This is a genomic window from Cytobacillus oceanisediminis, assembly GCF_003182355.1.
GTDB lineage: Bacteria > Bacillota > Bacilli > Bacillales > Cytobacillaceae > Cytobacillus > Cytobacillus oceanisediminis_A.
In genome coordinates this window covers 354730-367543 of record NZ_QGTW01000002.1, presented here as the reverse complement: position 1 = coordinate 367543, position 12814 = coordinate 354730, and the positions used below count along the sequence as shown (strand labels likewise).

Below are 12814 nucleotides of genomic sequence, written 5' to 3'. Positions count from 1 at the left end.
TCTATACCGGATATAGTCAGACACAGACTTTGGTTCACCATTTTTGGTCTGTCTATTTAAAATGCTTATATAACAGCTCTTTAAATAGCAGATTTAGATCCCTGTTTTTCTGCTCTCTTAACCATTCCACTTGATCAATGGGCAAGTTTAATTTAAGCGTAATCTTTTCATTTGGCATCTCCACTTTCCTGATATCCTCTAACGTGATGCCTTCTTCAATATCTGGAAATGCCAAATCATTCTCACTTATCCTAAGCACACCTTCGTAGTTTTCGCTCTCATCCAGTTCACAGAATAAATTAAGCCTGGGCAGCCTTCCCGGCAGTGATTTTAAAAACATAAAGGAACTAATGACTCTTCCATCTTCCAACTCTATTTCTGCTATCAAACTTTCCCTATCTTTATATTTTCTTAGAGTAACCTCACTCACAATCATATCCACTTCCAAAGTACTTCCTGTAGAAGACTCGAAAATATAGATGGCACTGTTAAATATATAGAACGTTTCTCCATCGATGATGACCGATTTTACCCCAACCATACTTCTTCCCCCAAATAAATAGGATCTTCAATAGGATGAACTGCGACTTAATAGATGTAACTACATCATATCAGAAAGAGGAGCAATGTGGGGTTTTCCGGGGTCTTGCTCCGGATTTTTTCCACCTTCAAAAGTCATGAAAATAGATTTAGGACTTAAGACAGCTTCACTCTCCTATTAGGATGTTTATACTTTTATTAAAGGCTTTTCTTTCTTCTAAAAAAAAATCTCAAAAAATAGGTTTAATTCATTTCCTAGAGGGTATAAACAATAGAAAAAGATTTTTTCATACATAATAGATTTCCTTTCGAAGGGGGGTGAGTGACGCAGTGAAACACCGTTTGTTCTATTTATTTTCCTTTATATTTGTGATGAGCCTTCCGGGCTATGCTTCTGCCGATTCAGGTTTGCTGTCAGATGCAGCAGAGGCCGATGGTACAGCAGTCCTGGAAGACCAGGAACAATCAGGATTAAAAAACAGCACGGAAGAAAGCACCGCTGCTGTTAATAAGGAGCTGGAAGACTTTGTATCCACTCATGACAAAGCTGTGAGTGAAGCAGTTGAATCGCTTTCTGAAAATATTTCTTCTTCCGCCAGCACACCAGCGGCAAAAGTGGACATACTGGAGGAAGGAGATTTGGTTAAGGCTGTTACCCCAACTGCCAGTCTTCAAGATATAAAGGCAGCTGCAGAAGCGGAAGATCCAGCTCCATCAGCCGGGGTTTTAAAAGAACCTGTTATAAAAGCTGAAACATCTGAAAAAGAAGCAAGCGTTTCTAAGAGATCAAATGCAAAACCTGAATCTGAAAGACCATTCCCATTGGAAGATACGAAAAAGTTCACCATTTCCAAAAAGGAAACACCTTTCAATAACGAAGAAACGCTATTTCAACATAATAGTAAACCCACAGGAAAACAAAGTTCCAAACCAAAGCGAAACGCTGATCAGGGCTCAAACTCTTCCAGCTTGCTTCCGGATAAAAAAATGCCTGTAATGGACATAATCATTCCTTCCAACGGAGGCCCAGGGTCACCATCCTCCAGTCAGGCAGGTTCATCGGTTTCAGCCTTTACATATATTCCGGGTATATTACCAAGCACAATAAAGGATCTTACTTCGCCATCAATGGGCGGCAGCAGTCATGTAAGACAGTTCTTTGATCAATGGGTAAATGCTCCGCCGTCCCGGCCGCCGGAATTCTCTTCTTTCTTATAAACGACGATATTTAAAAATCAAAAAATAAGAAGGAGAGAACATAATCATGAAAAAGAAGAATCTAGTAAAAACATTATCTATTACAGGTGCAATCGCTGCAGGTCTATTTATTGGAGGAAGTACCGGTTTTGCTGAGGAAAAAGAAAACTCCCTGACACTTTCCAGCCAGCTTCAAGGCGAAAATCAAGTGACTATTGAGACAGAGGATGGCTTTGATTTGCAGGGCACGATCCATTCACAAGCAGAATCTGCTTTTCAAACTGAAGGTACTTCAGCTGAAGGAAGTGTTAATAACTCATTAACCATTAAAGCAGTTTCCAAGGATCACTCTACTGAAGGAAAAGCGGACCTCCAGCTAACTGGAGACACTGATGACACCGCAGCGATCAGCGGACAAGCTGATCTAAAGGCACAGGCTTCCCTCAAAGAAAGCAATGTATCCGTAACCGGAGATGAAGTTTCTGTTCAAGCTAATGGAAAAAGTGATGCAAGCACAGCAGTGTCCGTATCAGTTGAAAATGAGGAAGTCACTGAAACTGTATCGAACGGTTCATCTGCAGTAAATGATGCAGTGACTGACGCAGGCGCTGAAGTGTCAGGATCGGCTGATACCGAGGCTTCCAGCCAAATGGATGTGTCCCTGAGTGGTGAGAGCAACGCTTCTATTGAAACGAATAGTGCTTTATCCGCAGGTTTTGAAGCTGCCACAGAAGCGAACGTGGAAGCAGGTCAAGAGAGTGAAAGTACGAATGGCATTGAGACCACATTCCGTGGCACTGTGAAAAATGACTCTATCATCGCTGACTTGAAGGCAGATGAAGCTTCTCTAGCCATTAACGGATTAACAGAGGGTGGCCTTAAGCTGGAACCTAAAGATAATGATAAAGAATCTTCTTTGAATACTAAGTTACAAAGCAACACTGAAGCAGATTTAGCAGCTGCGATTTCTTCAAGTAAGGAACTGGCTGCAACTTCTGCTAGCGGGAACCTATCATTAACGGCTGAGGAAAAATCTGAGCTCATCCTGAACCCGGATTTCTATGCTTCTGAAAATAATGAGTTTACTTCTTCTTATGAAGCTTCTCTCTGGGCTGAGACTAGCGCAGATACAGAATTGGCATTACAGAAGAATTTGCTCTAACTACTTAAAATTTAACATAAGTAAAATAACTAGGAGGAGGCAAATCATTGCCTCCTCCTTTTGTTAAGCAAGTAATGATACTAATTACTTCTTTGGTGTATTTGGCATTTAAAAAATGCTGATTATGGCAGTATGTTTTTTGAATGTAAAAAATCCAAAAATCTGCACGTTCTGAATAAGAACGTGCAGATTTTTGGTTCATTATTACTTTTGATTATTGAACAAAAGCGCCCTTTAACGGAACATGGAAACGATTCGAGTAATGAGGGTCATATGGGAATGGTGATCCCCAGTCTAATCACTCAACAAGCTGATCCTCAATAAAACGCAACCACTTAATTATTTCTCCTTCCTTACTTTTATCATAAACATTGTATTCTTTTTGTGGTTCAGCATCTGACCAAATGATCGATGCAATGAGATCATGCTTATGATGTTCCATCCGATCCGTATTCATGTAACTTTCATCAGGCTGCCAGTCTCTTGGCAAATCGTCACTTTCCCTATAGAAGGACATATAAAAAATCCTGTTTTTTCCTTCTATTACATTCATGTCTTCTTCAACTGGATGATTCTTAATGTATTTTTCAACTAATTCTTTTAAATCTATTAAATCTGTTGGTGGATTCAGAATCATATAATGCTTTCTAAGAGTCACCTCTTCTTCATCCTTTTTACCAACGATCTGTTCTGTATTGGCAATTTCGAAAATCTTTGTTTCCCCGCTTGATTCCTCATTCTTTGTACATCCAATTACGTTTAATGGAATTAAAACTATACCAATCATTAAAACGATAATTTTTACATTAATTTTAATCACTCAATTTCCCCTCAAATGGTATCCATTTCCATTACAGAAACAAAGGGCTTATATTTCCCATTATATTCATCATAATGCTGTAAGACAAACCAGGCACGAAATCCTGCTAAGTTGACATACTCCTTCTCCACATCTGGCTGATCTAACCCAAAATGATCATATAAACGAACCTGCATAACACCTTTAAAGTGATTGTTCTCTACTGAAAAGTCTTTTACGGATACGGTATTCCCCCAAGTATCATTTACTGAAATTGTAAGTCCGCCTATTCTATCACCCCAAGTGCTAAACGTCGGGTAAACAGCATTATCCTGTATATATTGATAAAATTTATCTGTATCCTTTGTACTTTTATCAAACTGAAGTGCTGCCAAATTACCTCCATTTTTCTTTAACTCATCAACTAAAGCATTTTTGAGGAATTCAATATAGGCTTTTGTTGTCTCATGCTCCCTCGCTTTTTTCGTTAAAGTCTGATTGCGATAATCAGTACCATTTCCTCCCTCAAAATGGTCAATCATATCTAAAATAACATCTTCCATTTCTCCCGTAGAAAATAAGCTTGTTGACATCCACTCGAACTCATCAAAGAGAATATCTGGCCAATCAGATTCCCATAATTGGAAATTGAACATCCAGCTAATGTCAGTCATTTCATCTCCAGTATAATCATTTGTTTTCATATCATTCGCTACATCTCCATTTTCATCATAGCCTTCTGGTCTATCTGATTGATAAATTACTAAATTGGATAAATCAGAGTACAACAACGGTCTTTCATCCTCTTTATCAAAAATTCCATCTCCATCACTATCTTTTTGGTCAGGAAAACTGGTTGGAAAGAAACCTTCAAAATGAATAGTAATTCCAAAAAATTCCATAGTGAAAGTTTTGAATGGACCCATTTCTTGCCCATCGGTTAATCCATCTCCGTCACTATCTTTCTTGTTAGGATCTGAGTAGATGATACCGTATGGTGTTTTCATTCCTTCAGTTTCATAGGTATCGTATAAGCCATCCCCATCTGAATCTTTTGGATCTGTCTCTCCACCACTTGAATCATCGCTACTAGAAACTATATTCTTATCTCTGCTTAAGTAGTCTATTTCCTTACTCCAAAGCTCCAACCATTTTTTCTTATCAACAACCATATATTCACTAAGCTGAGTCGTTTCCACACTTATTGTATTCTTACTTGTATCTAACACAGCGTTAAGGCTTTCAAACATTTCTTCCTCTTCATTATACCAAACGATGGCTAGATCATCTTCCAACGTGTCTCCTAGCTTTGATTCATCATAAGTAAATGTAATGCTTGCTTTCTCAAATTCTGATTGCGTATTGATCCTAATAGGAGAACCAATAATACCGTGTAAATTAGCTGTTTTCATATTGCCTTTGTTTGTGCTAATTCTAGTCGTTTTATTAATATTATCCTTTGCACTAAAACTAACTTCTACACTTGTAATTTCTGATTTACCAGACGGTTTCAATGATTGACGAATAGATTGTTGATGGAGTTCTTGTGAATCCGTGGTCCCGTCATTATCACTGTCTGCAGCATTCGGGTTTGTCTTTAAAGCATGTTCATCTCCATCACTTAATCCATCGCTATCTGTATCATCCTTATTAGGTAATGAACCAAACTGTTTAACTTCAAATCCGTCAGTTAAACCATCTTGGTCTGAATCTTTCTTCATCAAATTTGTTTGATAAGCCTGCTCCTCTTTATTTTTCAGGCCGTCTTCATCGCTATCTTCATCTGCATCACTTATGCCATTATCATCTGTATCATATTTTATAGGGGAAATAGAGGATTTCATCTCATATTCAATATTGTCCTTTAATCCATCACCATCTGTATCCTTTTCAAATGCATTCATTCCCTCTAGAAATTCTATTCCATCGGTTATCGTGTCACCATCCTTGTCAGAAGTAGATTCAAAGAATTCGGTGTTAAATTGATAGCCTGCTTTTTCAAGTCCGAATAGTACTTGTTTATATACATTTTGATAGGATTTTGATGCAGGGATAGCTAGATCTTTTTCTAGAAATCCATTCGCTTTTTCAGACATTTTCACAGCGTTATTCAAATGAGCTTTTATTTTATTTCCTTTGTGATCCGTTTGATCAGAGATATCCTTTAAAATGCCGATAGCATTTTTATTGACAATTTTATCTGATAAATAAAAATTAAAGAGTATATCTGAAATTAATACTTCAGTTGGTTCATTAAAATCGTTTTCTTTTACATACCCCCATAGACCTATGGTTAACTTATGTTTGATTTTCATGAGCCGATCACTTTTAAGAACCACCTCTTTTATGTACTCCTCTTCAACAGCTTGTTCATATTCGTTAATCAATTGTTGAAGTACATCAGGTTCATTTATCTCTGTTTGTTTAAAGTCTCCAGTTTCATCCATTTCCGCTATCAGTTTAGAATCAAACTTCGCATTCGTTTCTTTTATGACTGTGGCAAAACGCTTTAATTCTTTTATTGCAATCTGATCATAGATTTTTGCAATTCTTGTGTCCTCATAGAATTCATATTCACTTAACCACTGTTTTACATTTTGCTCACTAGAAATCTTATTTTTTCCTTGATTAGCTTGGTTATTGCTCTTGGCAACGACCGCTTGCCCAAATCCGCTAAAAATCATTGCAAAGATCAATAAAAAACTCAACATCCTTTTTATTTTTTTTCCCACCGTGATAATCTCCTCTATTAAAATATTTATTTAACCTATTGACGTTATCGTGGTTCGCAACCGAAGAAATATTGTCAAAATCCTTGAAATCATGTCATTAGATCAACTCCCTTACAAGTGTTATTTTTTAATAGCAACTTGTTGTCTTTATCAAAAGATATTTAAATTTTACAAAAATTCCCGAGCCAGAATGACACTTAAATTTACCGAACATCAATAAACCTTTGCCCCAATCTATTTTCGAACTGTAAACCAATGAATGGATGCCATTTCGCTCCCCACCGTTTATATAAAATGTTCAGGGGATGATGCTTTTTGGTCCTTAGACTGTGGCGAAAATACAAAAGCATTTAAGAGCATAAAAAAACAGTAACAGCTCTTATCGTTCCTTGAGGAATAAATTCATTTTTCTCCTTTCCCTCCCTAAAAAATTTATTTATCAACTCAGTATCAGTTTACATAGGGGAAATATGGAATATAAGGTAAAAAACTCCTGATTATTTTTATCAGACTTATGAATCATTGATCTTTCTTTAGAGATTGAACCTATATATACAGCCAATTTTTTTAAAAACTTTTGTTCAAGAAAATGGCCCGTTTGTTCAATAACTAGAGTTTCACATTTATGTATAATATAAGAATATATACATTTTTTGTTTGAGAATTGATTCATAAAGATTAATAAACATACTGCTAAAACATACTTCAAATAATAGCCAGAAACATCTTTGGCTTTCTCTTCTGCTTTCTTTGCTTCTCCACGCTGTTTCTCTTCTTGCTTCTTTAGGTCGCATTATTTTTCTTCCGTTTTTTAATTTCTTTCACTTTTCATAAAGAAAGACGCTTTCAATTTCATAAAAGCGCCTGATTGTGGAGTAAGCCCTAGTTATATTAAACTTTCTAATTCATTTATTTCATCTCTGATAAATTTCCCTAGCTTCCTTGTGAAATCGTCCAGCTGGTTTATTTCAGTAAGAATATAGAAGTTAGATTGCATATTATATGGAGGTTCTAACTTGTTGTCTATTTTAAACTCAATACCTAAAATACCTCTTTTATCATGTAGAAAAAACCTCATAAATAAGAAGTGTGTTGTATCTTCGGTTTCGGAAAAGAGGTGCCTGTCCCCTCAATCATTAACGCATTAACGCAGTCGGGGTAAGGCACACTGGTTAAGAGATCGTTTACAAGAAATGGGAATTGAAAAGTGTAAGTTGCACTGAGTTTACACTCTTCAATCATTTCCCAGGGGTCGGGTGCCATTATAAATCCCCAAGCCAGGTCACTAGCAGAAGGAAGCCACTAATATTGGTTTTTAACCACATGCCTTTCTCTCCTCTTATTAATTTATTTCATTTTAGGCTACTTCCTATATAATAAGAATAAACTAAAAAAGAGAAGTGCTGCTAACACTTCTCTCCCGCAACCTTTACCGTCAGGGTGTGGTTGTCAAACTTTATTTGTTACTTTTGAAAGCCACCCTTTTGCTTGCGACGGCGAGGGGTGGTTTTCTTGTTGTCTAGTACGTTCTTTCGAAATGTGTGTGCAGCAATCTTACGCACAACACCTTTCATCACTTCACGAATGACTTCAAGAAATGTTTCCATGATTAAAGGAAAGAAGATCGACACCCAACCACCCTCACAATATTCAGCTGCTAAATTGATAATATGATAATCACCTAAAACATAATACTAAAAACCAAACAAATATTCCCGTTCAAACAGCTAGGCTTCCTGTACTCTTTAATCGTCACCAATCACATTCTCAAAGCACTTTAGTCCTTTAATGGCCTGAGGGAAGCCGACGTTCTGGCACCGCTCTACCCGCTTGTTTCGGGTAAACCCTTTCAGCGCTGTAGATTTTCCAGTTTGTTTTTTGAGCCAAAGATCCGCAAAAAATCATCCCTGACTGTATCAGTGAAAGGGTTTCTTTTGGAACGGTAGTTTTAAACACTTGGCCAGGTTCATCGATCTTCACAAAGTTCACATACGAGGCAGTAACGGATTTTACGCGAAAATAACCTTTCACTATTTGACCAGGAACTTCCCCTTTTTCAATTATTCGGCGAAATTGCCCCATATGGTGGCTGAATTCGTATCTTCTTTCGTGATAAGGTGTATAAGCTTCAAGGATAGTAATTGCCTGTAATATAGGAGTCTCCAATTCTTTCACAAGCTGCTTCACGATAGGCCCATGAGCTGTCCCTTCTCTTCGGTCGAGCCAAGCCGCAAAGCTTTTGACCACAGTCAAAAATCCCTTTGCCTGATTAGTCGTAGCATCATGATTAAACTCCAGATAATAATAGGCAATCAATGCTTCCCATTGCTCCGGAAGTATGCCAGTTGTCCGTTCAATCTTTTCCTCCACAAAAAAATGAGAGATTACCTGCACCCCAAGACGGTATTTATAAAAGGTATTAGAGGATTTCCCTGCACCTTTTTCCTGGAAAAAATCTAAGAGATCCCGTGCATATTCGTTCTTGATTTCATGAACAGGCAGTCCCATTTCATCCCATAACTCCAAGTCCTCTTTTGTCCAGCCGGCCGTATGCTCCACCGAATCTTCCAATCGGACAATAGCTGATTCCCTTTCCTCCCGAAGTGTTGTGAATGGAGAAAGCGGCCTATTCAAGGCTTTCCTTAACTGGTTAAAGTCAGCTGTCCATTTTTCTTTTGTCTGACTTTTCGTGTTCTGATAACTCGCATATTCAAGCTCTCTAAGCCATTGTTCAAGTTCTGCGTGTTTCTTTAATTCCGTCATCTCTGCCGGTGCTTTTCCATTAAACTGCGGAAGCGGCAGGTGCAGGTCTTTCGTGTGCATGGCCTGATGGGCAAAGTGGGCGAAAACAGGCGGAACTCCTTCTTCTAGTGCCACACTAAAGGAGCTGGCTTGAACCCCCGCCGGCACCTTCCGGCTTTCTTTCACCTCTTTAATCAAATCAGCCTGCGGAATACTCATTAATAGCTGCTGGAATTTAGCTGCGGCTCTTTGATCGATAGACTGAAATGTCAGCTGATTCCCTGCTAATTCAATGATCCCTTCGACTTCATTTAGATAAACAGAGCCATTTGCCAGATTATCTTCATAGCGGTAGCGATTGGCTACGAGACTTCCCTTGCCGCTATGCCCATCCCATTCCTCCATATCCAGGCGGCCAGTTTGGTGAACCACTGTCATCACTTGATTAACGTCAGTCATAGAATACACGAGTGTCGTATGCACCAATTTACTCTCCTCTTTAACTAACCATTCTGCCTCCTGAAGCAAGGCACCCGTAGTTTCCGGAAAAAGATCGATCGACGCTTTTTCATACGAGTCTCCTGTTTGATCCAAATGGCTTTTAAGAAGCTTTTTTGCTTCCTTCAATTTTCCCGGTCCTACGGTCGCAGCCACTCCATTCATATAATAGCCGCCATCCCTTTCTTCTAACAGGCAAAATGCCCCTCCCCAAGGCTGCGGCTCCGGTAATGTTTCACAATACGGCATATGAAAGCGTTCATGTGTAAATAAATCTTCCACAAGAACCCCTCGTTCATTAAAATCGACATGCTGAATCAAACGCGGCACAAGCGACTCCCAAACCTGCGCCATACGCTGCAGCGCCGGCTCATCTCGCCGCCCCCTCTTCCGGTTATACCATTCGATTCCTCGTAATCCGCCAAACGCCGGATGGCGATAAAAGAACATAAGCCAATGATGGCCATATCCGTCCATTATATCGCTCACGCCCATTCGTTCCCTAAACTCTTTCATGAGCGCCTGATACTCCAGGAAAGAATAAAAACCAAGCACTTCCTCCGCTAACCGTTCACTCAGCCTTTTCTTCATCTGAAAAAACTGTTCCTGCTTAACCTGCCCCAGTTCAACCACTTTCTTCTTTTTCAAACAGCACTGCTTATACTTCTTGCCGCTCCCACATGGACAAGGCTCATTCCGCCTAATCGACATCTCTATTCCTCCGAATCGTTTTTTTAAATTGTAACACGAAGAGGATAAAGCAAGAAGAAGGTGCTTTTGTTAAATAATTGGTCAGGATCATATAACGAGTTTTTTGCAGCTTTCATTGAAGGTGTTATCAATCTATTAAAGGGTGATAAACACCAGTCAGACAAAGGTGGAATACAAGATCTTCTAGTCTCAGAGCTTATTTAGGCATTCAGGCTTGTCAATCCACACTTCAAAAAAATAAACCAGTAAAATAGAACCATCTTTCAAAAAATTTACAATTTCTATATATTTCTCGAACAATCTCACACTATGATTAACTTGATTTGTATTTTTAGGAGGTAGTCAGGTGAAAAAATTGTTTTCTATTTTTCCAGCATTCATTTTATTGTTTTCCATTCTTTTTCCGGTAACACAGAACACGGCTTCAACTGTTCATGCAGCCGGATCCGGGAGTGTAGTCATTAACGAAATAGCCTGGATGGGGACAACGGCAAGCTATAATGATGAATGGATCGAGCTTTACAATAACACCGGTTCAGATGTTGTTCTGGATGGCTGGAAGCTGCATGCTGCCGATGGGACACCCGCCATTGCAGTAAGCGGTACGATTCCGGCAAACGGCTATTTTTTATTGGAAAGAACCGATGATCAGACAGTATCCGATATTCCGGCAGACCTTATTTACAGCGGAGCGCTTGGCAATACCGCAGAGCATCTTCAGCTGCTGGATTCAGCAGGCACCGTCATCGATGAAGTTGACACATGGTATGCAGGCGATAATACGTCAAAAGCAACCATGGAGCGGATCGATCCGGCTGCAGAAGGAATTTCCTCCTCAAACTGGGCAACAGCCAACAAAAGCTACACCGGCGGACTTGGTACACCAAAAGCGTATAATTCCACCGGAACGGATGGAAGCGGTACCGTAGATCCTGATGATGGTTCAACAGAACCTCCCCCATCGTCCAATGTATGTGATGACAGGACACAGCATCTCAATAATGTTTCCGAAGCTGAAGGAGCGATTAACGTATACTTTAACAAGTGCGCATTTCCTCAATATGCTTCAGCCGGAAACGAAGCGAATTACAATGTGAACTTCGAAGATATTTTAATCAAGCGTCTGAATTCGGCAACAAAGAGCATTGATTTTGCTACATATGAAATTAACCTTCCACGTGTTGTGGATACACTCATCCAGAAAGCGGCAGAGGGCGTTGATGTCCGCGTAATCGCTGATTCCAAAGATTCAGCCGACCCGCATTATGCAGAGCGATTTGAAACCATGCGCCTGTATTTGGAGAAAATGGCCCGCGGGCAGGATACTGCCATGGGGACTGCCGATGACATCGTGATTTTTTCCGACTCCCCTATGTTTGCTGTTGAGGATAGCGCCAAAAGAACAAGCAAGGGCCTCCCTTCCTCAGCCAATGATATCGATCAAGTAACCGTAACCGTTGGTAATTCTGATGTAACAGGCCGCTTATTCGTGGATGCGGAATCCAAATCGGCGGGCAGCTACTATAGCCCCGGAAACCAGATGCACAATAAATTTGCCATTATTGATGACAGATGGGTTTTTACTGGAACATGGAATTTCACCGTGACCGGCCTTTATGGATCCGATGAAAATATGCAGCAGGGCATTTTGGACGGAAACCAAAATCAGATTGTAGAATTGAACTGGCCAGAGCTTGCAGGGATTTATGAAACAGAATTCAATGAAATGTGGGGAACGGCTGCCTTGAACCCTGATCCTGCGATATCCAACTTCAGCAGCCGAAAAACCGATAACACCACCCATGTGATTGATATTAATGGAAAAAAGGTTGAAATCTACTTCTCGGCCGGAGACAATGCGATTGGCAAAATGGCTTCGCTGATTCGAAACGAAGCACATTTCAATACCTACTTTTCCATTTTCGCCTGGAGTGACCAGGCGATCGCCGATGAACTGAAAAACAAATGGGAAGGTTCCTATAATGACCTCGAGGGAACCCTGACCGGATTTGATGTGAAAGGCGTGTTTGATTCCGATTTCTGGAATCAATGGTGGTCTGCAAGCATCGATATGACGGGAAGGACCGCCTCCCAGACAAGTGTGAATAATCCCAACACACGCTGGAAAAATCCCGCCCCTGTCTATAAGGATGCAGAGGTGCGAAAGCTGCACAGCAAGACGATGATTATTGATGCAGATACAAACAGTGATCCAACCGTCATCGTCGGTTCCACAAACTGGAGCAACAACGGCAACAATATAAACGACGAAAATATGCTGATTATTCATGATCCAGCCATTGCCAATCAATTCGTTCAGGAATTTAATGCCCGCTACACCCAGGCAGGCGGAACCATCCAATAACCAACTATAAGGTGCCTGATACCCGGTGAGCAAACGCTTCATCAAGCCGGGGATCAGGCACTTTTTTT

General features: G+C 39.9%; 7 protein-coding genes. 3 read left to right on the top strand and 4 right to left on the bottom strand.

Annotated features, from left to right (window positions below; genetic code table 11):
* Positions 1-52 precede the first annotated feature (52 nt).
* A complete protein-coding gene (locus DFO73_RS06035) occupies positions 53-541 on the bottom strand; it encodes a hypothetical protein (protein ID WP_110063873.1) in 489 nt (162 codons plus the stop codon).
* Between the two features lie 329 nt (positions 542-870).
* On the opposite strand from DFO73_RS06035, the gene DFO73_RS06030 reads away from it, so the two are divergent.
* The gene (locus tag DFO73_RS06030) at positions 871-1758 is read left to right on the top strand and encodes a hypothetical protein (protein WP_110063872.1); all 888 of its coding nucleotides are present in this window, start codon (positions 871-873) and stop codon (positions 1756-1758) included.
* A 46-nt stretch (positions 1759-1804) separates the two neighbouring features.
* Complete coding sequence (locus tag DFO73_RS06025; protein ID WP_110063871.1) at positions 1805-2899, top strand: hypothetical protein; 1095 nt, start codon at positions 1805-1807, stop codon at positions 2897-2899.
* A 298-nt stretch (positions 2900-3197) separates the two neighbouring features.
* Here the strand turns inward: DFO73_RS06025 and DFO73_RS06015 are convergent, their stop codons facing one another.
* The 3 genes from DFO73_RS06015 to DFO73_RS05995 form a co-directional block, all read right to left on the bottom strand.
* On the bottom strand, positions 3198-3719 hold the full coding sequence (locus DFO73_RS06015; protein ID WP_110063869.1) for a hypothetical protein: 522 nt from the start codon (positions 3717-3719) through the stop codon (positions 3198-3200).
* A gap of 11 nt (positions 3720-3730) precedes the next feature.
* Positions 3731-6430 (bottom strand): DUF3289 family protein, encoded by a 2700-nt coding sequence (locus tag DFO73_RS06010; RefSeq protein ID WP_110063868.1) that lies wholly within the window; start codon positions 6428-6430, stop codon positions 3731-3733.
* Positions 6431-8215: 1785 nt separating this feature from the next.
* On the bottom strand, positions 8216-10381 hold the full coding sequence (locus DFO73_RS05995; RefSeq protein ID WP_110063865.1) for an SEC-C domain-containing protein: 2166 nt from the start codon (positions 10379-10381) through the stop codon (positions 8216-8218).
* 346 nt (positions 10382-10727) lie between these two features.
* On the opposite strand from DFO73_RS05995, the gene DFO73_RS05990 reads away from it, so the two are divergent.
* Positions 10728-12746: a phospholipase D-like domain-containing protein gene (locus DFO73_RS05990; protein WP_110063864.1), complete on the top strand. Its 2019-nt coding sequence runs from the start codon at positions 10728-10730 to the stop codon at positions 12744-12746.
* Positions 12747-12814: the final 68 nt, after the last annotated feature.